The sequence below is a fragment of the Lysobacter sp. N42 genome (assembly GCF_004344885.1).
Map to the genome: position 1 here is coordinate 107,156 of NZ_SKFB01000001.1, position 22,065 is coordinate 129,220.

Genomic DNA, 22,065 nt, shown 5'->3' on the forward strand with positions numbered 1-22,065 from the left:
GCTGTCGGCTTTAAAGTTTTAGCTTGTAGAAGCTTTATTCAGCTGCAACTAAACCTTCATTAATCGATAACAAGTCGCGCTCTGAAATAATGCCAGACGCTTGTTGTAACGCTAAAGAGCGGTTGATGTAGTTGTAACGCGCTTCAGAAAGGTTACGGCGTGCGTTAAACAAGTTTCTAGTGCTGTTCAGTACGTCAACGATAGTACGTGTACCTACCTCAAAACCCGCTTGTGTCGCATTCAGTGCACTTTCAGCAGAAACAACCGCTTGTTCAAACGCTTGAATACTTGATACCGCTGCAACAACGTCGAAATATGCAGTACGAACACTACGCTCTACGCTTCTACGGCTTTCTTCAAGTGTTTGGCTCGCTGCAACATAGTTGTTTCTTGCTTGCTCTGTAGACGCCAACGTTCTACCACCTGAATACAATGGCACGCTTGCGCGAATACCAATCGACTGAGTGTTCAAACCGCTAATTGACGTGCCGCGGCTGTCAGAGGTTTCGTCTGAATAGCTCGCTGTCAAAGAAACCGTTGGGTAATGCCCCATGCGTGCTAGGTCGATTTGCTGGTCTGCTACTTCTACACCGCTACGACGAATAAGCAACTCTAAATTACGTTCGTGTGCTTGTGCAATCCAGTTTTCAACGCCTTGTGGATCTGGGCTTGAAGTTGAAAAAGTTTCCGCGTTCAGTACTTCTACGTCGGTAAACTGACGACCTGTAATTTCACGAAGACCTTCAAGGGCTATTTCAACACCGTTTTGCGCCTGAATTTCTTGCGCATTTGCGTTGTCGTATTGTGCTTGTGCTTCATGAACGTCTGTAATTGCTGTCAATCCTAGAGAGAAACGGTGACGCGTTTGCTCTAGCTGGCGCTCGATAGCACGTTTTTCAGCTTGAGCGAACTCTAGGCTGTCAATCGCGCTTAGAACAGTAAAGTATGCTTCTGAAACACGCAGCATCAATTGCTGGCGTGCCAGTAAATAGTTAACTTCTGCTTGGTATGCACGTTTCTCTTCAATATCGGTGGATTCCCACACTCGCATATTGAAAAGAGTTTGAGTTAGGCTAATTTCTGCTCCGGTAGAAGACCCAGAACTTGAAACGATAGAGTAGGCTGTGCCTGCGTCGTTCCAGTTTACGTTGTCTGTTTCACGGTCGCTATAACTCAGAGCAAAGTCAATTTGTGGCCACCAATCAGCGCGTGAAATGTCTACCGCTGATTTAGCTGCATCTCTTTCAGCCGCTGCGCGCAACAATTGCGGATCGTTCTCCAACGCTAGCGTGTATACATCTGCTAGGTCGTTAGCCGATACCGAAGTTGCAACTGGGCCCACTGCAAGAGCTAATGCTGCTGACAAAATTTTCATTTTCATGACGTCAGAATTCCTTAGGACGGTTGTAAATAAAATACTTTCGTACACTTTACCCTGGACTTTGGATTGTACCTGTAATCGTTACAGACTATTAGTGCAGAATTGTGAAAACCTTGCGCTAATTGTAACAAGGTATTTGCTAGCGTGGGTCTTTAATCGCTAATATGCTGCGATATTAAGTTGACTAGCAGGTACAGTATTATGGCGAATATTAAATCTCTCGTGCCTTTTGGGCAAGAGGATGTAGAGATAATAAGTACCGAAACGGTCTATCACGGTTTTTATCGGGTTAAAAAGTCTGAACTTAGACATCGGTTATTTGAGGGGGGCTGGTCGCCCGTTATTTCACGCGAAATTATGGACCGCGGTCACGCGGTGGTGGTTTTACCCTACGACCCGGTGCGCGATACCATTGTGATGCTTACCCAGTTTAGAGTCGGTGCAGTGCAGGCTGGTGGAGCCCCTGTTCGACAACATTCGAATTACAGCATATCGCCGTGGCTAGTTGAACTCGTAGCAGGTATGATTGACGAAGGTGAAAGCGAGGAAGATGTCGCATTTAGAGAAATGCAGGAAGAAGCAGGGCTAACGCCCAAGGCTTTACATTTTGCAACCAGCTATCTTTCCAGCCCCGGCGGACTTACAGAACGCATTAGCATTTATGTGGCACAAGTAGATGCCACGCAGGCAAGCGCTTTTGGTGGTCTAGCAGAAGAACACGAAGATATAAAAGTAACAGAAGTGCCGCGTACTGAAGTGATTGAGCTATTAGAGGCGGGTGTTCTAGACAACGCGGCTACGTTAATTGGAATACAGTGGTTAATGTTAAATCGGGAAAAACTATTACAAGACTGGGATATTGAATCATAGCGGTTATGGCATTAATTAAACGATATGTACCCGACTTAAAAGAACTACACAGCATTGGCGAGCGAAACTATGCGGTGCTGTCCAAGCTTTTACCTGCAAAAACGAACCAATTTAAAATAAATGTAGGTGAGCATTCAGTATTTTCGCTTCAGGTGGTTTATGAAGCTACTTACACTTCAGATATTGAGGTAAAACAAAGCTTTGTTGGACGCTCGGTGCCAGACATATTACCTATAGAGTTTATTGTGCGTTTGTACCACGACGCAAAAATGGCAGAGATTATTGATTGCCAAGGGGCAAGTGCGCTAACTTCAATTCGTAAAGGTAGCGTACCGAAACGAGCCAACGAGCAAGACGAAAAACGTCAGTTAGCATTATTTCTTAAAGATTGGCTGACACTATGTACGCAAGAGGGAAGAGTAGACTACGATTGGTGCTCGAAACCTTTACCCGAGAATAAAAATAATTAAGTTCAACTTTTGCTAGTAAAGCGCATGGAACAATAAATGGCAGACTATAAAGCGGATTCGATTGAAGTACTGAGTGGCTTAGAGCCTGTGCAACGCAGGCCCGGAATGTACACCGACACCACGCGACCTAATCACTTGGGCCAAGAAGTTATCGACAACAGTGTCGACGAAGCTTTGGCAGGCCATGCTCGATCTATCGAAGTTATTCTTCACCCAGACCAGTCGCTCGAAGTGATCGATGACGGTCGAGGTATGCCGGTAGACATTCACCCAGAAGAAGGCATGCCTGGGGTTGAATTGATCATGACGAAGCTTCATGCCGGCGGTAAGTTTTCCAATAAAAATTACCAATTCTCGGGTGGTTTGCACGGGGTAGGTATTTCTGTTGTGAACGCACTTTCAACGCGGGTTGAAGTTTCAGTGCGACGCGACGCACAAGTTTATGAGATGGCATTTGAGAACGGTGAGAAGGTTGCTGAACTGGAAGTAACAGGCACCGTAGGTAAGCGCAACACGGGTACACGCGTACATTTTTGGCCAGACGCCAAATATTTTGACTCGCCTAAGTTCTCTGTTTCAAAACTTCGTTATCAGCTGCGTGCAAAAGCTGTTTTATGCCCAGGCTTGAGTATCAAATTCAAAGACAAGGTTAATGGCACTGAAGACACTTGGTGTTACGAAGCCGGTCTAAGAGATTATTTAAAAGAAGCCCTACAAGGCTGGGAACAACTTCCAGAAGAACCATTTGTTGGCGAGTTTAAGTCGACCGGTGAAGCTGCAGAATGGGCGGTAACTTGGTTACCGGAAGGCGGCGAACACATTGCCGAAAGTTATGTAAACCTGATTCCTACCGTGCAAGGTGGTACGCATGTGAATGGTTTACGCCAAGGCCTGTTAGAAGCGCTCCGCGACTTTTGTGAGTTTAGAAATCTTGTTCCTCGTGGCGTTAAGTTAACACCAGAAGATGTGTGGGAACGTTGCGGCTTTATTCTTTCAGTCAAAATGGAAGACCCGCAGTTTTCTGGACAAACCAAAGAGCGTTTGTCTTCACGTCAAATGTCTGCGTTTGTTTCCGGCGTGGTGAAAGACGCATTCAGCTTGTGGTTAAACGAGCACACCGACTTAGCAGAACAAATCGCTGAGCTATGCATATCTAATGCGCAACGCCGTATGCGGGCAGCTAAGAAAGTGGTTCGTAAACGTGTAACGCAAGGCCCAGCGCTGCCGGGTAAGTTGGCTGACTGTGCTGGCCAAGACTCTGAACGTAGTGAACTCTTCCTGGTCGAGGGTGACTCGGCAGGCGGTTCTACGAAACAAGCCCGCGACCGTGAGTTTCAAGCGGTTATGCCTCTTCGCGGTAAAATACTCAATACGTGGGAAGTTGAGTCTGACCAAATATTGGCGTCACAAGAGATTCACGATATTTCAGTTGCGCTTGGTGTAGACCCAGGAGCAACAGATTTGTCAAAGCTGCGCTATGGCAAAGTGTGTATTTTAGCTGACGCCGACTCGGACGGACTACACATCGCTACTTTGCTGTGTGCCTTATTTGTGCGCCACTTCCGCCCTCTTGTTGAGGCCGGCCATGTGTTTGTTGCCATGCCTCCGCTTTACCGAATCGACGTAGGTAAAGAAGTGTTTTACGCGCTAGATGAAAGCGAGAAGCAGGGCATATTAGACCGAATTGAAGCTGAAAAGCGCCGCGGTAAGGTAAGTGTTCAGCGCTTTAAAGGCTTGGGTGAAATGAACCCGTTGCAGTTACGGGAAACTACCATGGACCCGAACACTCGTCGCCTTGTTCAGCTAACAGTCGACGAAAGCGAAGAAACCGATTTATTAATGGACATGCTGCTCGCGAAGAAGCGCTCTTCAGACCGTAAAGAATGGTTAGAGCGTAAAGGCAACTTAGTCGAAATTATATAAAGAATTATAAAAGACGGAATTCATTCATGAGCTCAATCATAGAAGCGACAGAACAACTCCCGCTGCATAAATTTACCGAAGACGCGTATTTGAATTACTCCATGTACGTGATCATGGACCGAGCATTGCCGCATATAGGTGACGGTTTGAAGCCAGTGCAACGTCGTATTGTTTATGCGATGTCGGAGCTAGGTCTCTCTGCCATATCAAAACATAAAAAGTCAGCGCGTACTGTGGGTGACGTATTGGGTAAATTCCACCCGCACGGTGACTCGGCATGTTACGAAGCCATGGTGCTTATGGCGCAGCCGTTCTCTTACCGTTATCCATTAGTAGACGGGCAAGGGAACTGGGGTTCACCAGACGATCCGAAGTCTTTCGCGGCAATGCGTTACACCGAAGCCCGTTTATCAAAATTCAGTGAAGTACTGCTTAGCGAGCTTGGGCAAGGCACAGTGGACTGGATGCCGAATTTCGATGGCACCATGAACGAGCCGAAAATACTGCCTGCACGGTTACCGCATATCTTACTCAATGGTGTTACCGGTATTGCTGTAGGTATGGCAACGGATATTCCTCCGCACAACGCACGCGAAGTAGCTAATGCTTGTGCGTTGCTATTGGATAAGCCGAAGTCGACGCTTGAAGATGTCATGGAGTTCATTAAAGGGCCAGATTACCCGACAGACGCTGAAATTATTACTTCAAGTTCGGACATCACCAAGATTTACGAAAGCGGCAAAGGCAGCATTAAAATGCGCGCCCGTTATGTGGTGGAAGACGGTGAAGTGGTTATCGACGCTTTACCTCACCAAGCGTCAGGCGCACGTATTCTGGAACAAATTGCAAGCCAAATGCAGGCGAAAAAATTGCCAATGGTTTCAGACTTACGTGACGAGTCTGACCATGAAAACCCGACCCGTTTGGTGGTTGTACCGCGTTCAAATCGCGTAGACACCGAGCAGTTGATGGCGCACTTGTTTGCAACCACTGATCTTGAGAAAAGCTATCGTGTAAACCTGAATATGTTGGGCTTAGACGGTCGCCCTCAAGTAAAACCTATTCTGAACGTACTTTCTGAGTGGAATGAGTTCAGAATTCAAACGGTGACCAAGCGTTTGCAGTTCCGTTTGGACAAAGTAGAGAAACGTCTTCATATTCTTGAAGGTTTGTTGGTGGCGTTTCTTAATATCGACGAAGTTATCGAGATTATTCGCTACGAAGACGAGCCGAAGCAAGAATTAATGAAGCGCTTTGGTATTACCGACGTACAAGCCGAAGCTATTCTTGAATTGAAATTACGCCACTTGGCGAAGTTAGAAGAACAAAAGCTAAAAGGCGAGCAAGACGAATTGAGCAAAGAGCGTGATAGCTTATTGCAAATACTCGGTTCAGAACGCCGCTTAAAAACGCTAGTGAAGAAAGAGCTGCTTGCAGACGCTGAAAAGTATGGCGACGATCGTCGCTCGCCTATGGTCGAGCGTACCGAAGCTAAAGCACTTTCTGAAAGACAGCTCACACCTTCAGAGCCAGTAACTGTAGTGCTTTCGAAAAAGGGCTGGGTGCGTTGTGCTAAAGGGCACGACGTAGACGGCGCGAACTTGTCGTATAAGTCGGGTGATACCTTCTTATCGCAAGCTACGGGTCGTAGTAATAACCTAGCCGTGTTCCTGGACAGTTCAGGGCGAAGTTACAGTTGTGAGGCGCATACGCTTCCTTCTGCGCGTTCGCAGGGCGACCCACTCTCTGGGCGTTTCTCAATTGTTGCTGGTGAAAGTATAGACCATGTGTTGATGGGCAAAGAAGAAGGTTTGTGGCTCATAGGCTCTGATGCAGGGTATGGCTTTGTAACTCAGTTCAGCGACATGGTAAGCCGAGTGAAAAATGGTAAGGCGCTTTTAAGCTTACCAGCTTCGGCTAAAGTGCTTACGCCGAAACCATTAACCAATAACGAGACCGATCGCGTTGTTGTGGTTTCTAACGAAGGCCGCATGTTGGTATTCCCAATTAAAGACTTACCTAAACTTGCCAAAGGTAAAGGGAACAAGCTAATTAGCATTCCTTCTTCTCGTGCGAAACTGCGTGAAGAGTATGTAACCGCAATGACAGTATTACCTGAAAACGCAACGCTTGTGGTTGTTGCAGGTAAGCGCAAGCTATCACTGAAAGCCTCTGACTTAGAGCACTACATTGGTGAAAGAGGGCGTAGAGGTAGTAAATTACCACGCGGCTTACAGCGTGTTGACGCACTTGAAGTTGAGCATGGAGCGAGTGCTGAGCCAGTGGAAGAAGAATCTCAAGAGAGTTAAACCTGTTGCGATAAACTAAAAAGCCAGTGCTTCCGCACTGGCTTTTTTTGTGGCTTTAACTTTATTGAGACGTTAACTTTCTTGAGAAAGAAGAGCTTGCATAGCCTGGTTGAATGCAGCTACCCAATAAGGACTAAGTTGCGTACCTGCTAGGCGGTTGATTTCTGCCACCGCACGTTGATAAGGGCGGCGCATGTGGCTTTGGCTTGCACGTTCATGGGTCATTGCGTCGAACGTATCTACAATCGCTAGAATCTTCGCACCGTCGGAAATTTCATGGTCTTTCAATCCCAGTGGGTAGCCGCTACCGTCGCACTTCTCGTGGTGTTGTAGCACCATCATTTTCGCTTCATGCCAGTAGCTCATGTTTTCTAAAAGCTTCGCCGAGCAATACACGTGGGTATGAATAAGCTGAACTTCTTTAGACGACAACTCGCCTTGTTTGTGCAGCACTTCTAGCGGCATAAAACCCATGCCAAAATCGTGTACGTAACACCCGCAAGTGAGTTGGCGCTCGTCTACGGCGGAACCGGCATAACGGTTAATGAGTAATGCCAGCTTTAATTGACGAACACTACGTCCACGCCAATAGCGCGACCGGGCTTCTACGGGTTCAATTAACTGCTTGAAGAATGCTAAGTCGTCCTCTGGGCGGCTCTCGTCTGGCGGCGTTACTTGTGGTTCGTCTGCCTGTGAACCGTCAGTAAGCACTAACGTAGGCTCTAGGGTGAGCAGTGCCGTTCTAATGATGGGTTCATGCTGCTCAGGGTTATTTTTGTTGATTTTAGACAGCAAGTGCTCGACTCGGTGCAGTTGCTTTTCGTCGTATTGGAACTCGCCGGTTTCGTGACATTCTTTGATGAATGCGTTTACTTTTTCTAGACTAAGCAACAACAAGTCGCTGAGCACTGGAGTAAAGGTGAGCTTGCCGTCGCGCAGAAGGCTTAAACCGTCTTCTAAGTGACCTAAAAATTGAATCAGTGGAGAAATACTTAATAGGCCCAAGTCGCCTTTAATGGTATGCACAGCACGAAACAATGACTTCAGTAATTCCGTGTCATTGGGTTTGTGCTCCAATTCAATTAAATTGCGTTCACAGCCTTCGTAAAGCTCTTGGAGCTCGTCGAGAAGGTCGGCAAATACTTCAGGTTCGATGTCAGAAACTTGGAATCGGGCCATACGAATTTCCTATCTTAGCTGTGGTTTTAGGTAGGTAAAAAGGTGCATTGGACTGGTCACACCTGTACCTTGTCTAAAAGCAAAGTTTTTGTCATGCGTAATGGGTATAATACGGCTTCAAATTAATTAACTTTAGTCATTTGATGTTAGCAGCAATTAGAATTTTTATCCTCGGACTTTTTTTTATTTTCGCAGGTGTGTTTGGTAGCTTGTTTTGCCTACTAAGACCCTTCCACCGCAACAATACTAGCTTGTGGGCTAATATATTTGGCTCCTTGCACAAGTTGTTAGGCGTAAAACTCGAAATTCGAGTGCCAGAAGCGGTTAAAAATGGTGGCCCATTCGTGTTTGTCGCCAATCACCAAAACTCTTACGATATTTTCACGCTAAGCCGCTCTTTACTGCCTGGAACGGTAAGCGTAGGTAAGAAAAGCTTAAAATGGATCCCATTTTTCGGTCAGCTATATTGGCTGGCAGGTAATATTCTTATCGACCGTAAAAACAGCAGTAAGGCTCATGGCACTATTGCCAAAACGGTTTCGGCGCTAAAAGACAAGAACCTTTCTATTTGGTTATTCCCAGAAGGAACAAGAAGCTACGGTCGTGGCTTGTTGCCTTTTAAAACTGGCGCATTTCATTCGGCTACGGGCGCACAAGTTCCAATTGTGCCGGTGTGTATGTCGACAACGCATAACCAAATTAAACTGAACCGCTGGAAAAACGGTAAGGTGATTATTGAAATGCTGCCTCCGGTCGATACCATTGGCTTTAAAAGAGAAAATATTCGTGAGCTGATGGCCACTGTTTATGAGAAGATGCGCCTTACCATTGAGCGTATCGACAACGAAGCTCACAAACCAGAAACAGGAGCTTAATATGAATAGCTTGGAAGACTTGCTAGAAGAAGGGCGCGAAACCATAGACGCAATGGTCGAAGACGGCCTTGATCCGGCAGAGATTTATGACATTGAGCACCACGTAGTAAGCCCTAACTTCGACAAGCTAGAAAAAGCTGCGGTTGATCTGGTGAAAGCTGGTTTTCAAGTCGACGACGCTGAAGAGTTTGAAAACGAAGACGGCAAAGTCTGGTATTACTTCGCCGCCGTAATCGAGTCTGAACTTAGTCACGCAAAGCTAGAAGAGCAAACCAAAGCCGTATACGAAATAACCTCTAAAGCAGGTGTAGAGTACGACGGTTGGGGTACTTATTTGGGCGAAGACGAAGAGTTAGACGAAGACGAATAGGGCAAGAATAATAAAAAGGGGTCAGGTGATTAAATCACCTGACCCCTTTTTAGTTGAAAGAAAGCTAGAAGTGGTAAATAAACCCAACACCTACCTCAGCTTCATAGTCGCTACGCGCAATCGGGCTTTCGCGAACGTCGCTACTGAAGTACTCGTATAAAGCTTCACCGTAAATCTGCCAGTTGTCGTTCACGTAGTAGCGGTAGTTGTAATCAATACCAATAGAACGAAGGCCACTACTTAAGTTAGTTTCGTTGTAACCCGAAGCAAGCGACTGCGCAGCGGTAATACCAAAGCTCTTATTCGCATAGTCGCTGTCGTGGAACGACAACACCACATTCACTTCAGAGCCAGAACCATCTGTTTGCTCACCAAAACGACGGCCAATCCCAAATAACCCCAAGTTACCTTCGTCGCTCGCGACCAAACGACCTACAAGCCAGTAGCGCCAGTTGGCATCAAAAGAACGACGCGCCGAAAGTACAAGTTCAGTGCCTTCGTCTTGGTTACCCAAACCATTCAGCCAACCCTCATCAGAATCACTTTCTCTTCGACCTTCCTCGAAACCTAAAACAGCTTCAAGCAACCAGTTGTCCGCACGAAGACCACGCCAACCAATCGCTTCACCAAAGAAGAAGAAAATGTCGTCGCCATTGCGCCACTGCAAACCACCAGCCGGCTCAATCTCGAGACCAAACTCGTCCGAACCCTCGTAAGCCGTCTCGTATTCAACACCAAGACCCAAACCAAAACTCCAACCGTCCTCACCACGGCTAAAGTCCTGCTGTGAAGGTAAAGGCACCAATACCGTATCGCTCTCTTGAGCATGTGCCTGCTGAACAGCCATAGCATTGATAGATACTAAGGCCGCTAAACCAATTAACTTTTTCATGTGAACCTCTGAGGTAATTTTGTACTTTGTGCAATGTTGATTTGCGTTACCTCGGTATTACGGCTGGTTTGGGGAAATGGTTTTTTGGTTAGGTGGATTATTCAGCGCGTACTCTGACTCTGCGAGATGCACCGTTTGCCGTTGTTTATTTCATTTATGTAGTTTAATGTAAAGGAATTGTTGCGAATTTTGCGTTTGATATTGTGCATGTCGTTATCGCGAAAGTGTTCATGCAGGGTATATCACGATACAGCTTACTTGATAAAGTTCTGTCGTCGCTGCTTTTTAGCGGTAGTTACAAATATACGGCTAGGGTGCAAAATGAGCATGCTTAGTATTCAAATGTTATGAAACTAGAGGAAGCCATGAGTCATAAAGAAATCATTCATGCGCTCTTTGATGAAATGGCCAGCGAAATGGCTTCCTTCATTAAAGAGTCTCAAAGTGGTTTTAATGAGGGATGGGTTCCAGCAACCTATATCAAAGACCAACTGCAGCTAAAAAAATCTGCTTACCCTCAAGGGAACAAAATAGATAACGAAACTGGGTGGTTATTTGCAACGTTAGCTCGCTATTTACAAGACAAAGAAAAGGTCGACTTTAAAAAGATTGGTGGTAGGTCATTTTACAAATGCAAATAGTTGCTCTTCATAATAAAGCGCAGCAGTTAGCCGTCTGCGTCGGCCGACTCGCTTCGCTCGTCGCTGTTCGCGTCGTTATGCATTAGGAAGCAAAGAACATTGAGCACTGTCGAGGATTGGGCTAAGCAAATCGTTGCAAAAGAGCTGGGCAAGGTAGTTGAAATCCATGATGATGGTTCCGCATCTGGAATGTATGATCTTAGGATAGGATCAGAGAAAGCTCCTGAATACGCAATTGAATGTGTCGGCGCTGTAGATCCTGTCGCAACTGAAACATGGAATATTGGCCCAGCAAGAGGCCCGATTAAGGTTAACTCAGAAGGGGATTGGATTGTCTCTATTAAGCGTTCTGCAAACATTAAATCGCTTAATCAAAGTGCTGCCAATATTATAGAGCAATGTGAAGATTTAGGTCTTACAGAATATACACCTGTTGATTGGCAGCTGAGGCACTTTAACGCTGAATTATTCAATGCCTTAGATGGTTTGGGAATAACTTCCTTGTATATGTATCGAGCAGCGGGAAGTAGTAATGTTCATTTGACCATGGATGGAGGAGGCGGCCCAGTCAGTCAAGTTGGTGATGATTTAGTCGCTTGGGTGTGCGAGTTTTTAAGCAGCGATGATAAAGCTGATGTCGTAAAGAAACTTCGAAACTCTAGCGCAAAAGAAAAGCATGCCTTTATTCCGATTGTTCTTGGCGGCGCACCTTGGAGCGTTGAGTCTTATTTTATTAGTGAGATGCCGGTTCTGAATATTCCACCAAAATTACCTGAGCCAATAACAGGGGTATGGATAACTTTGAATGGTAAGGGAGTCAGGTACATGGGTGGTCGGTGGCATGTATTTAATTGCTAAAATGCATAATAGGGCCATGCACGGCGACAGCGCATTCGTTAGAAGGCTTCGCCTTCACTACAAAGCTGCGCGTGTTGATGGTGTTATATTCTCTGGAAGGAATCTAGGTGAGCGAGCAACCACAAGACTTAGAAAGGCTTATTCACGAGTCCCTCGAGCAGTTAGGCTGGTCTGCCGATGCAAAAAGTCTTGCTGATAGAGTAAAGCGGCTAAATATTGGCATTCCACTCGAAGATGAGTTTTCAATCATCTGCGGCTGGCTCGGAAAGTGCCAATTAGTGCATAAACTTGACCAGCAACAATACCCCAAAGGTTCAGGCGAAAATTATCAAGTGCCAGACCTTCTCGCGAGCTTCGCTCGAACCGATGGAAGTGAAGCGACAGTGCTTATAGAGGTCAAGTACTGCAAAAAAAATGTAATGTCTTTTAAACCAGATTATTACTCAAAACTAAGGGCTTATGGCAATCTTCTAAATTTACCACTGCTCATTGCCTGGAAGCGCTGGGGTATTTGGTGCCTCGTTTCTATTGATGAATTCCAGAAGGCCACAAAAAACTACAATCTCAGCTTTAATGACGCAATGTGTAATAACTTACTAAGCTCTTTAGCGGGAGATTTTTCATACTCACTTAGTATAAATGCTGGAGTCCATATCAGCGCTAAGAAAGAAAAACTAGTCGATGTGGTTGAGACAAAAGAAGGGCGAAATGAAAGTTGGCACATGCTTATTGACGATGTCTACTTCACAAATGGGAATAATGAGAAGATTCGGGACCTTTCATCAATTGCACAGCAAGTGTTTTTTTCATGGGACCTTACGGAAGAGGAAACACACACAGAAACACATGTGACCTTGCACAATACCTGTAAAGAATCCTCAGGTCTATTTGCCCATATGGCTCTAACGAGGATTCTTTCTTTTCACAGCCGAGAAGATGGAGGCATACATTGGCGCAGTTATCTGCGTGACGACAAGGCTATATCCAATATTAGTGAGTATAGGAAAGGGATTGAGGAAAATATGCGCGCAGGTATTGTGCACCACATATTCGATATACAACCAACTAACGTGCCAAGTTTTATGAAATGAATATAACAAACCAATCAACTGCGCGCCTTTGGCGCCGGGCCGCTAAAAGCATGGCTTCGCCACAACGCGGCCGGTTATTGAGGTGTTAGCCAATGTTAAAAGCGACGATAAGGGATAGGGAGAGATATGAGTAAAGAAGACAATGGCACATCGTGGACGCTGTTCATCGTCCCGTTTATAGTGGCCTATATAGGTTCAAGGTTGATCTTTCATTTCTCTGAATTTGATTACAATTTATTTGCAGAGCCCTTAAGCGCAACAAAGCTTTTTATTGATGTTTCCGTTTTTGGAGGCCTCTTTTTCGCAACCTACATAGCAGCTCGAAAGTTACACCAGAGCTGCGAGCGGGAAGATGGTTAACCATGTCATTAAATTCGCTCCCTGCGGTCGCCGGACGCCCGTTCCTCGCGCCTTTAATGCGAGGTTAAGAACTCAACTTTCCGCAATTCTATGGTGGTTTAAATGATTTTCAGATTGCTAGCATTTTTACTGTTTACTGTTTTCATCTTAACGCCGGTGACTGCTGCTGAACACAACACTGAATTACAGCAACTGTTTGAAGCAGATCAAAATGCTCGTCGTGACCTAGATGTGGGTTGGGATGAAATTGATGCGTTAGATGAAGCGAATCGCGCTGAAGTGTTCTCGATGCTTGCAAAAGGCGAGATAAAAACAGGTTTAGATTATTTTTATGCAGCGGTGATTATGCAGCATAGCGAGAGCGTTGAGCACATTCGACTGGCACATTTCTTTGCTACTATTTCTGCGCAGCTGGGTTATGAGAGAGCCAAGTGGATGCAAGCAGCTTCCTGGGATCGCTTATTAATGTATTTTGAACAACCTCAATGGTACGGAACGCAATTTAGTACGAATGACCAAGGTGAGTGGCGTTTGCATGAGGTTCAAGAAGGGGCCGTGACCGATGAGCAACGGGCTGAGTGGAGAGTTCCCTCGCTTGAAGAGTCAAGAAACCGAGCTATTGAGCGAAATCGTAATTAGGAAAGCAAAGTAGTAATTAACACTATTAGTTCTGACATCCGTTTGGAGACCGCACAGCGGTCCGTACGATCTAAATAGATTCCTAGCAGCCAAGCATTAGAAAGGCACTCGATGTGCCTTTCTAATGCCGTGACTTTGATTTTGTTGCGAGTAACTTTGATGCGGCAACTAACCGATATCAGAGACTTGTGAGGTTTCTGTCACAGAGTCTCTGAGACAGGGATGTCGAAGAGAAGCCCCCATGGATGGGTTTACGGCGTCTCTGTGACAGATTCTCACGAGGCTCGTCGGTTAGTTGTTGATACGTGATCTGATACCTAGTTCACTACACCCGTGCAGACCGCACAGCGGTCCGTACGAGTGGTGATTCTAACTTTCAATTACATCGCAGCGATTTTAGAACGTTGTTGTTCTAACTGTTGCAACGTAGCTTCGTTCTCAGCAGCCTTTGCTTTTTCCTTCTCGATAACATCTGCAGGCGCACGGCTCACAAAGTTTTCGTTAGAAAGCTTACCTTGAACGCGCTTCAGTTCACCTTTAGCCTTGTCGATTGCCTTGTCTAATCGCGCAAGCTCCGCGTCTTTGTCGATTAAGCCAGCCATAGGAATGTGAAGCTCAACACGGCCCACAAGCGCAGTTGCACTTGCTGGCGCTTCTTCGCCAGGCTGCAAGAAGCCAATGCTGTCTAACTTAGCAAGAGCCTTTAAGAACGCTTCGTTTTCGTTAATACGGCGCTGTACTTGTTCGTCAGAGTTCGCAACCAGCACGTCTAAGCTTTGGTTCGGGCTTAAGTCCATTTCCGCTCGAATGGTACGAATAGACGTAATAACCTGCTTCAGCCATTCCATGTCTGCAAGTGATTCCGCATAACGCGAATCTTCAACTTGCGGGTAGGCTTGAACCATAATGCTTTCGGCATGAACACCTGCAAGCGGCGCCACTTTCTGCCAAATTTCTTCCGTAATATACGGTAGTAGTGGGTGAAGCATTTTAAGCAGCTGCTCTAGCACCTGAATTAGCGTGCTACGTGTGCCTTCAAGTTGCGCTTCAGTACCATTTTGCAAAATTGGCTTGGTGAGCTCTAAGTACCAGTCACAGAACTGGTTCCAAGTGAACTCGTATGCAATAGATGCAGCTTGGTCGAAACGGTAGTTGTCTAATGCACTTCTGAACTGCTCAACGGTTTGGTTGAAACGCTCAATAATCCACTTGTCGGCAAGTGAAAGCTCAAGCTCAGAAAGAGGGCGGTCGCACTTATGAGACTCTGTATTCATCAACACATAACGGCTTGCGTTCCAAAGCTTGTTACAGAAGTTTCTGTAGCCCTCTAAACGCTTCATGTCCCAATTAATGTCGCGACCGGTAGAGGCAAGTGCTGCCAGGGTAAAGCGCAATGCGTCTGTACCATGAGCCGCAATACCATTCGGGAATTCTTTCTTGGTACGCTTAGTAATTTTGTCTGCAAGCTTATCTTGCATCATGTTTGCTGTTCTTTTCTCAAGCAAAGCGTCTAAGCTAATACCGTCTATCATGTCGAGTGGGTCGATTACGTTACCCTTAGATTTCGACATTTTGTCGCCGTTCTCGTCGCGAATAAGACCCGTGACATACACTTTCTTAAACGGAACTTGCGGCTTGCCGTCTTCGTCTTTTAGGAAGTGCATGGTCATCATAATCATGCGCGCAACCCAAAAGAAGATAATATCGAAACCGGTCACCAATACATCAGTTGGGTGGAAGGTTTTTAAATCGTCCGTATTCTCAGGCCAGCCGAGTGTCGAGAACGTCCATAACGCAGACGAGAACCAAGTGTCGAGCACGTCGTTGTCTTGTGAAAGTTTACGGTCGCCAAGATTATGCTTTTCACGCACTTCAGCTTCGTTACGACCGACAAAGACATTGCCTTCTTCGTCATACCAAGCTGGAATGCGGTGTCCCCACCACAACTGACGTGAAATACACCAGTCTTGAATGTCGCGCATCCAACTGAAGTACATGTTTTCGTATTGCTTCGGAACAAACTCAATGTCGCCATTCTCTACAGCTTCAGTTGCTGTTTTAGCTAACGGTGCAACACTGACATACCATTGGTCGGTTAGGTACGGTTCAATGACTACGCCACTGCGATCACCATACGGCACGTTGTTGTCGTGCTCTTCAACTTTCTCAAGTAAACCAGCAGCTTCGAATGCAGCAACAATAGCTTTACGCGCTTCAAAACGTTCCATACCAGCAAATTCAGCCGGAATTGAGGCTGCAAACTCAGTGTTTTCTTTACCGTTAAGGTCGAAAACCTCTGGAGCAGAAAGAATATGTGCGTCGTCGGACAGCACATTTATCAGCGGCATGTTATTGCGCTTACCAATTTCGTAGTCGTTAAAGTCGTGCGCAGGGGTAATCTTCACACAGCCTGTACCGAACTCTTGGTCGACATGGTCGTCTGCAATAATTGGAATCTTACGGCCCACTAAAGGCAGTTCAATGTGCTTGCCCACGAGAGCTTGGTAGCGCTCGTCTTTTGGGTGTACCGCTACACAAGAGTCGCCTAACATGGTTTCAGGGCGAGTGGTGGCGACCACTAAATGGTCTTTTCCGTCGGCTGTAGTAACGCCGTCAGCGAGTGGATATTTTAAGTGCCAAATTTTACCGCGGCTTTGCTTGTTCTCAACTTCCAAGTCGGAAATTGCAGTTTTGAGTTTCGGGTCCCAGTTAACTAGGCGTTTACCACGATAAATAAGATTGTCTTCGTACAAGCGAACAAACACTTCTTGTACGGCTTTTGACAAACCTTCGTCCATGGTGAAACGTTCGCGATCCCAGTCGACCGAGTCGCCTAAACGACGCATTTGCTGAGTAATGGTTCCGCCAGACTCTGCTTTCCATTCCCATACTTTGTCGATAAACCCTTCACGACCTAACTCGTGGCGCGTTGGACCATTTTGCGCTGCAAGTTTACGCTCTACCACCATTTGCGTGGCAATACCGGCATGGTCGCTGCCCACTTGCCACAGCGAATTGTAACCGTCCATACGCTTGTAGCGTGTCAGGGTGTCCATTAACGTATGTTGAAACGCATGCCCCATGTGCAAACTACCCGTAACATTGGGTGGTGGGATCATGATGCAGTAAGAAGGGCCGGTTCCAGCAGGTTTAAAATATCCTGCTTTTTCCCAGTTGTCGTAAATACGTTTTTCGATAGCGTCGGGAGTGTAGGTCTTATCCATGGTTTCCTTCGGTTTCGGTATCTGGTTCGAGAACGGCAACAACGTTTGCTAAATTGCATTGCTGTTGGCGGTAGTGTCGATAGTTGTCACGAGCTTTTTCCCGTTGTTCTTTGTGAACAGGAACTAGCTCTATAATTTGCTGGATGCGAAAGGGAGGCTGTAAAGGCTTACCGCTTAAATTGATCACCACATGGCGGTGACTAATGTTCTGCGGAATTTCTCCCCACGCAATAATAGCTGGCGTGCCCTGCGATGGTCCTTCACCTATAAGGTTGTGCGGCACAAAATGGTCGCTGGGCAATTGCCATAATATTTCGTCGTACTGTTCGGCTTGCTCTTGGCTTTCAGCTAACACAAGCACACGTTGGCGTTGACTCACTTTGCTGTGAATCAATTGTGCGACGAAACGTTCTTTTGCCTCGTCGCCAATGGTGTCTAACGTGTAAAAGGTCGCTTGTGCCAAGGTTATTGTGCCTCGTCGTGCAAACGGTTCAGTAAGAACTGTGTAAGCATTGGAACAGGTCGTCCTGTACTGCCCTTATTTTTGCCGCCTTGCCAAGCCGTACCGGCAACGTCTAAGTGTGCCCAGTGGTACTTTTTGGTAAAACGAGACAAGAAGCAGCCCGCGGTAATAGAACCTGCTGCGCGACCACCAATGTTTTGCATGTCTGCAAATGGGCTGTCGATCATCGACTGGTACTCGTCCCATATCGGTAAGCGCCACGCGCGGTCGCCACTTTGCTCTGAAGCATTGAGTAATTCATGTGCTAATGGATTGTGAGTACTCATTAACCCTGTTGCATGGTGTCCTAAAGCAATGACACAGGCACCGGTTAACGTAGCTACGTCGACAACTGTGTCTGGATTAAAGCGCTCAACATAGGTGAGGGCGTCACATAGCACCAAACGGCCTTCAGCGTCGGTATTCAGCACTTCAATAGTTTGCCCAGACATCGAGCGAATAATGTCACCTGGACGGTACGCGTTGCCGTCTGGCATGTTTTCACAGCCTGCAATTACGCCGATAACATTCACTTTGAGCTGTAGGTCGACTAATGCATGCATAGTACCTAAAACACCAGCTGCACCACCCATGTCGTACTTCATCTCGTCCATGTTTTCAGACGGTTTGATAGAAATACCACCTGCGTCGAAGGTTAGACCTTTACCTACCAGTACGATAGGCGCACTGTCGTCGCCAGCACCGTTATAGTGCATAAGTGTCATAACAGCGTCGTTTTCAGAGCCTCGGCTTACCGCTAAGTATGCGTTCATACCTAGTTTTTCCATGTCGGCTTCGGTAACACGCTCAACAGTTAGGTTGTCGTATTGTTTACCTAACTCTTCGGCTTGCTCAGCTAAGTAAATTGGATTACAGATGTTCGGTGGCATGTTCGCCACGTCGCGACACGTTTTGATACCTTTCGATACACTCAAACCATGCGCTACTGCGCGCTCACCAATCGTGAGTTCACGGCGAGTAGGTACATTGAAGATAAGCTTCCGAAGTGGGCGTCTAGGCTCTTCGCGGTGCGACTTTAATTGGTCGAACGTATAAAGCTCATCGTGTGCAGCTTCTACTGCGTGGCGAACTTTCCAGTATGTGTCGCGGCTTTTTACGTGCAATTCACTTAAAAAGCACACAGCTTCCATCGCCCCAGTGTCGTTTAGGGTGCTAATGGTTTTCGCAATGATTTTACGGTATTGGCGCTCGTCTAACTCGCGCTCTTTACCACAGCCTACGAGAAGTACACGTTCGCTTAAAATATTCGGTACGTTGTGAAGAAGTAGGGTTTGCCCTGCTTTACCTTCAATATCGCCGCGGCGAAGAATATTGCTTAAATAGCCATCGCTAATTTTGTCGAGCTGTTCAGCGACTCCAGAAAGCCTACGCGGCTCAAAAACGCCAACCACTACACATGCTGAACGTTGTTTTTCTGGACTACCACTTTTTACACTGAATTCCATGAGAGCTCCGTTGTCTGGTGCGATAAGTTAAATCATGGCATTATTCCCCATGATTTTATTCAAGTTTGTGTGAAAGAAACGCAACACCGCTGAAAGTACGCGAGTGAACTAAAAGAATGATGTCTGCGTCTATTTATGTTCAAATTCACCAAAAGAAGTTAACGTTAGTATACGAATTTGAATTAAACTTGTAAAAATACAGAGTTTACTTAAATATCTGACGATTTCCAGTGAAAAACTAAGTTAAGGCCTAACGAAGTGCTGATTTTTCGATACCTCATCAAGGAGTCTTTTAAAGCGCAAATCGCTGTATTTGCCGTTTTGATGACCATATTTTTGAGTCAGCAGTTTGTTCAAGTGCTTGCAGAGGCTTCTGAAGGTGAATTACCTACCGGTTTGATATTTCAGGTTGTTGGTTTGCAAGTTCCTGGGCTAGCCGCACTTATTCTTCCAATCAGCTTATTTCTTGGGATTTTGCTGGCGCACGGTCGACTTTATACCGACCACGAAATGTCGGTACTGCATGCGTGTGGTATCAGTGAATGGTATGTCACCAGAATCACTTTAGTTTTTGCGCTAGTTGTTGCATTGGTTACTGGAGCTCTTACTTTATGGGGTGGGCCTTTAGCGTTAGCCCAGCAAGAGAGGTTAACCGAGTCTGCACAAAATGAAGCGGGCTTGAATGTTATTCAAAGTGGGCGATTCCAAGCTATTGCAGACAAGCGTGGCGTTATGTTTGTGGAAAGTGTGAACAGCGACCAGCAATTACAGCGTGTTTTTCTGGCACAAATTCCTAACTTAGACGACTTGGAAAATAATAACCTAGACGTTCGCTCTAGTGTGGTGATGGCTTCCACGGGAGAAATCCAAGAAGCGGCTAACGGTGCGCAATTGCTAAAGCTTAATGACGGCCGACGTTATTCGCAAAGCTTACGGTTTTTAGACCATCAAGTTATGAGCTTCGACACTTATCAAATGCAAATTCGAGAGCGTGACGAAACTGTCACAGCACAAGAATTCGAGTCTTTAACTACGTTGGAGTTACTTGCTGACAACTCAGCTCAAGCCAATGCCGAACTACAGTGGCGCATCGCAATTCCACTAGCCATGCCTCTACTTACCCTGATTGCTGTGCCGTTAAGTAGGGTAAATCCACGACAAGGTAAGTTTGCTCGCATGGCGCCGGCAATACTAATTTACTTGGGGTATTTCATGATTCTTATGGCCACTAAGCGGGCTATTGGGGCTGAGCGCGTACCTGAGTGGTTGGGCCTATGGTGGGTTCATTTTAGCTTGCTGTTGATTGGTGTTTCACTGCTGATGAAAGACCGCACTTTAGGGCAAAAAACCTGGGCCAAGCTAACGAGGCGGTTGCAATGATTAGTATTCTCGACCGCTATATTGGTAAAACCGTTATTCTTATGTCGTTTGTAAGCCTAGGCGTGCTTACAGGACTTTCTACGCTTATTCGTTTTGTCGAACAATTACGCGCAATAGGGCGTGGCACCTACGACATGATGGACGTTTTAGCTTTTGTATTATTAAGTGTTCCGCGCGACGTAGAAATGTTTTTCCCTATGGCCACTTTGCTCGGTGGTTTGCTTGGTATGGGGGCATTGGCGAATAACTCTGAGCTCGTAGTGATGATGGCAGCAGGGCGCTCCAAACTTAATTTAATGGGCTCGGTCATGAAGGCTAGCGTGGTGATGATGATCGCTGTGTTAGCCATTGGTGAGTGGGTCGCACCAGAAGCTGAAGCAGAAGCTCGCCAGTTAAGAGCGCAAGCTGTTTCTGGAGGCGCGTTGATTAGTGCCCCCCAAGGAGTATGGGCAAAAGACGGTGACGCGTTTATTCATATTGATCAGGTTGAAAATACCGGTTCATTAAACGACATATCCGTATACGAATTCCAAGACTTAGAGCTGGTTCGCGTTATTAGAAGCGAGCACGCGCGTTATATCAGTAACGATTGGGTATTCGACGACGTAACCATCACCGAGTTTTCAGAGCAGCAGGTGACTACTGAAGAGGTGGTAACAATGCCCTGGAGTTCAGGTTTAACGCCTGAGAAGCTAGGTGTTGTTACAGTGAAGCCAGAGTCGTTACCGATTTCTGGGCTACTCGAATATGTGGGTTACTTAAGAGACAACAACCAAAGCGCAAGTCGTTACGAATTGGCACTGTGGCGTAAAGTATTTGCGCCGGTAACTGTGGCGGTTATGTTGCTTGTGGCGCTGTCGTTTATTTTTGGGCCGCTACGTTCTGTAACGATGGGCGCACGGGTGTTGCTTGGTGTGATCACCGGGTTTGTGTTCTATGTGTCGAACGAGGTGTTTGGACCGTTCGCGCAGGTATACCAAGTACCACCTGCGCTCGCTGCCATTATGCCTAGCTTGTTATTTGCCAGTGCTGCTCTTTATTTCCTGGTGAAACAGCGCAGAGCTTAACGCTGTTGTTCCTTCCAGTTCTTAAACTGGTTAGCTTCTGGAGTAAGGCGTACAACTTCACACTTGGCGATCTTGTCTTGCCACGCAAGCTTGTCTTTAGCCCAAATAACGCGAAGATTACCCAACCCAACAATTGCCGTTACGCTGCGTAAGAAGGCCTGTTTCCAACTAATTCGTTTGCCGTTTTCATTTTGCACACGAAGGCGCCAAGCTTTCATTCCCAGTGTTTGCCCACCACGGTGCCAGAAGAGTGCAAAAAAACCGAATAACACGGTAAGTAAGTACAACGTATACAGAATGCTGCCGGAAAGCCGGTCTGCATGGTCTACAGCTTCTCCCAATGGCCAAATTCCTGTTTTGTCGAGCGCAACACTAAAAGCTAGTGCAACGGCTACTGCAAACATAAGAACCGCAAGAACCACTAAGAAGTCGTATACAATAGCGCCAATGCGAACTAAGAAACCTGCTCTTGGAAACCCGGTACTGCTCATAAATTCATCTCTCGTTTTTATTTTGCGAAAATTCTACCGAATTTTTGAATAGATTGCTTGATTAAGGCAAAGGCTTC

At 46.3% G+C, this 22,065-nt stretch carries 20 protein-coding genes; 13 read left to right on the forward strand and 7 right to left on the reverse strand.

Annotated features, from left to right (window positions below; all coding sequences use genetic code 11):
- Positions 1-34: 34 nt before the first annotated feature.
- Entirely contained in the window at positions 35-1,381 is a 1,347-nt protein-coding gene (tolC, locus tag EYQ95_RS00485) for an outer membrane channel protein TolC (protein ID WP_111914730.1), read from the reverse strand.
- Between the two features lie 201 nt (positions 1,382-1,582).
- On the opposite strand from tolC, the gene EYQ95_RS00490 reads away from it, so the two are divergent.
- Genes EYQ95_RS00490 through parC form a run of 4 tightly spaced genes read left to right on the forward strand, consistent with a single transcriptional unit; the run spans position 1,583 to position 6,953 of the window.
- On the forward strand, positions 1,583-2,251 hold the full coding sequence (locus tag EYQ95_RS00490; RefSeq protein ID WP_111914729.1) for an NUDIX domain-containing protein: 669 nt from the start codon (positions 1,583-1,585) through the stop codon (positions 2,249-2,251).
- 5 nt (positions 2,252-2,256) lie between these two features.
- Positions 2,257-2,721, forward strand: coding sequence for a DUF1249 domain-containing protein (locus EYQ95_RS00495; protein ID WP_111914728.1), 465 nt, complete (start codon positions 2,257-2,259; stop codon positions 2,719-2,721).
- Positions 2,722-2,757: 36 nt separating this feature from the next.
- Positions 2,758-4,644, forward strand: a complete 1,887-nt coding sequence (gene parE, locus EYQ95_RS00500; protein ID WP_111914727.1) for a DNA topoisomerase IV subunit B — start codon at positions 2,758-2,760, stop codon at positions 4,642-4,644.
- A gap of 26 nt (positions 4,645-4,670) precedes the next feature.
- Positions 4,671-6,953: a DNA topoisomerase IV subunit A gene (gene parC / locus EYQ95_RS00505; RefSeq protein ID WP_111914726.1), complete on the forward strand. Its 2,283-nt coding sequence runs from the start codon at positions 4,671-4,673 to the stop codon at positions 6,951-6,953.
- Between the two features lie 72 nt (positions 6,954-7,025).
- Here the strand turns inward: parC and EYQ95_RS00510 are convergent, their stop codons facing one another.
- Positions 7,026-8,132, reverse strand: coding sequence for an HD-GYP domain-containing protein (locus EYQ95_RS00510; RefSeq protein ID WP_111914725.1), 1,107 nt, complete (start codon positions 8,130-8,132; stop codon positions 7,026-7,028).
- A gap of 143 nt (positions 8,133-8,275) precedes the next feature.
- Between EYQ95_RS00510 and EYQ95_RS00515 the strand changes: the two genes are divergently transcribed.
- Positions 8,276-9,007, forward strand: coding sequence for a 1-acylglycerol-3-phosphate O-acyltransferase (locus EYQ95_RS00515; RefSeq protein WP_111914724.1), 732 nt, complete (start codon positions 8,276-8,278; stop codon positions 9,005-9,007).
- Position 9,008: 1 nt separating this feature from the next.
- Complete coding sequence (rraB, locus tag EYQ95_RS00520; RefSeq protein ID WP_111914723.1) at positions 9,009-9,377, forward strand: ribonuclease E inhibitor RraB; 369 nt, start codon at positions 9,009-9,011, stop codon at positions 9,375-9,377.
- Between the two features lie 64 nt (positions 9,378-9,441).
- Here rraB and EYQ95_RS00525 read toward each other — a convergent pair whose 3' ends face one another.
- A complete protein-coding gene (locus tag EYQ95_RS00525) occupies positions 9,442-10,179 on the reverse strand; it encodes a MipA/OmpV family protein (RefSeq protein ID WP_207916184.1) in 738 nt (245 codons plus the stop codon).
- A gap of 455 nt (positions 10,180-10,634) precedes the next feature.
- Here EYQ95_RS00525 and EYQ95_RS00530 point away from each other — a divergent pair, with 455 nt between their 5' ends.
- From EYQ95_RS00530 to EYQ95_RS00550, 5 genes are all read left to right on the forward strand, one after another.
- Positions 10,635-10,910, forward strand: coding sequence for a hypothetical protein (locus EYQ95_RS00530; protein WP_111914721.1), 276 nt, complete (start codon positions 10,635-10,637; stop codon positions 10,908-10,910).
- Positions 10,911-11,009: 99 nt separating this feature from the next.
- Positions 11,010-11,768: a hypothetical protein gene (locus tag EYQ95_RS00535; RefSeq protein ID WP_111914720.1), complete on the forward strand. Its 759-nt coding sequence runs from the start codon at positions 11,010-11,012 to the stop codon at positions 11,766-11,768.
- 107 nt (positions 11,769-11,875) lie between these two features.
- Positions 11,876-12,859: a hypothetical protein gene (locus tag EYQ95_RS00540; RefSeq protein ID WP_111914719.1), complete on the forward strand. Its 984-nt coding sequence runs from the start codon at positions 11,876-11,878 to the stop codon at positions 12,857-12,859.
- A gap of 126 nt (positions 12,860-12,985) precedes the next feature.
- Positions 12,986-13,219 (forward strand): hypothetical protein, encoded by a 234-nt coding sequence (locus EYQ95_RS00545; protein WP_111914718.1) that lies wholly within the window; start codon positions 12,986-12,988, stop codon positions 13,217-13,219.
- A gap of 102 nt (positions 13,220-13,321) precedes the next feature.
- A complete protein-coding gene (locus EYQ95_RS00550; protein ID WP_111914717.1) occupies positions 13,322-13,858 on the forward strand; it encodes a hypothetical protein in 537 nt (178 codons plus the stop codon).
- A gap of 380 nt (positions 13,859-14,238) precedes the next feature.
- On the opposite strand, the gene EYQ95_RS00555 is transcribed toward EYQ95_RS00550, so the two are convergent.
- Genes EYQ95_RS00555 through pepA form a run of 3 tightly spaced genes read right to left on the reverse strand, consistent with a single transcriptional unit; the run spans position 14,239 to position 19,050 of the window.
- Positions 14,239-17,082: a valine--tRNA ligase gene (locus EYQ95_RS00555; protein WP_111914716.1), complete on the reverse strand. Its 2,844-nt coding sequence runs from the start codon at positions 17,080-17,082 to the stop codon at positions 14,239-14,241.
- A complete protein-coding gene (locus EYQ95_RS00560; RefSeq protein ID WP_165831941.1) occupies positions 17,075-17,545 on the reverse strand; it encodes a DNA polymerase III subunit chi in 471 nt (156 codons plus the stop codon). Before EYQ95_RS00560 ends, EYQ95_RS00555 begins: the two co-directional genes overlap by 8 nt.
- A 2-nt stretch (positions 17,546-17,547) precedes the next feature.
- Positions 17,548-19,050 (reverse strand): leucyl aminopeptidase, encoded by a 1,503-nt coding sequence (gene pepA / locus EYQ95_RS00565; protein ID WP_111914714.1) that lies wholly within the window; start codon positions 19,048-19,050, stop codon positions 17,548-17,550.
- 258 nt (positions 19,051-19,308) lie between these two features.
- On the opposite strand from pepA, the gene lptF reads away from it, so the two are divergent.
- A complete protein-coding gene (lptF, locus tag EYQ95_RS00570; RefSeq protein WP_111914713.1) occupies positions 19,309-20,430 on the forward strand; it encodes an LPS export ABC transporter permease LptF in 1,122 nt (373 codons plus the stop codon).
- Complete coding sequence (lptG, locus tag EYQ95_RS00575; protein WP_111914712.1) at positions 20,427-21,497, forward strand: LPS export ABC transporter permease LptG; 1,071 nt, start codon at positions 20,427-20,429, stop codon at positions 21,495-21,497. The genes lptF and lptG overlap by 4 nt, the downstream gene beginning before the upstream one ends.
- Here lptG and EYQ95_RS00580 read toward each other — a convergent pair.
- Positions 21,494-21,988: an RDD family protein gene (locus tag EYQ95_RS00580; protein WP_111914711.1), complete on the reverse strand. Its 495-nt coding sequence runs from the start codon at positions 21,986-21,988 to the stop codon at positions 21,494-21,496. The two genes, lptG and EYQ95_RS00580, sit on opposite strands and share 4 nt — an antisense overlap.
- Positions 21,989-22,065 lie beyond the last annotated feature (77 nt).

Bases quoted from the DNA above. Each gene is read 5' to 3' on its own strand.
- rraB (WP_111914723.1), top strand. From the start codon at position 9,009: ATGAATAGCTTGGAAGACTTGCTAGAAGAAGGGCGCGAAACCATAGAC.
- EYQ95_RS00550 (WP_111914717.1), top strand. From the start codon at position 13,322: ATGATTTTCAGATTGCTAGCATTTTTACTGTTTACTGTTTTCATCTTA.
- parE (WP_111914727.1), top strand. From the start codon at position 2,758: ATGGCAGACTATAAAGCGGATTCGATTGAAGTACTGAGTGGCTTAGAG.
- EYQ95_RS00580 (WP_111914711.1), bottom strand. From the start codon at position 21,988: ATGAGCAGTACCGGGTTTCCAAGAGCAGGTTTCTTAGTTCGCATTGGC.
- parC (WP_111914726.1), top strand. From the start codon at position 4,671: ATGAGCTCAATCATAGAAGCGACAGAACAACTCCCGCTGCATAAATTT.
- EYQ95_RS00555 (WP_111914716.1), bottom strand. From the start codon at position 17,082: ATGGATAAGACCTACACTCCCGACGCTATCGAAAAACGTATTTACGAC.
- tolC (WP_111914730.1), bottom strand. From the start codon at position 1,381: ATGAAAATGAAAATTTTGTCAGCAGCATTAGCTCTTGCAGTGGGCCCA.
- lptG (WP_111914712.1), top strand. From the start codon at position 20,427: ATGATTAGTATTCTCGACCGCTATATTGGTAAAACCGTTATTCTTATG.
- pepA (WP_111914714.1), bottom strand. From the start codon at position 19,050: ATGGAATTCAGTGTAAAAAGTGGTAGTCCAGAAAAACAACGTTCAGCA.
- EYQ95_RS00530 (WP_111914721.1), top strand. From the start codon at position 10,635: ATGAGTCATAAAGAAATCATTCATGCGCTCTTTGATGAAATGGCCAGC.
- EYQ95_RS00515 (WP_111914724.1), top strand. From the start codon at position 8,276: ATGTTAGCAGCAATTAGAATTTTTATCCTCGGACTTTTTTTTATTTTC.
- EYQ95_RS00495 (WP_111914728.1), top strand. From the start codon at position 2,257: ATGGCATTAATTAAACGATATGTACCCGACTTAAAAGAACTACACAGC.
- EYQ95_RS00545 (WP_111914718.1), top strand. From the start codon at position 12,986: ATGAGTAAAGAAGACAATGGCACATCGTGGACGCTGTTCATCGTCCCG.
- EYQ95_RS00490 (WP_111914729.1), top strand. From the start codon at position 1,583: ATGGCGAATATTAAATCTCTCGTGCCTTTTGGGCAAGAGGATGTAGAG.
- EYQ95_RS00510 (WP_111914725.1), bottom strand. From the start codon at position 8,132: ATGGCCCGATTCCAAGTTTCTGACATCGAACCTGAAGTATTTGCCGAC.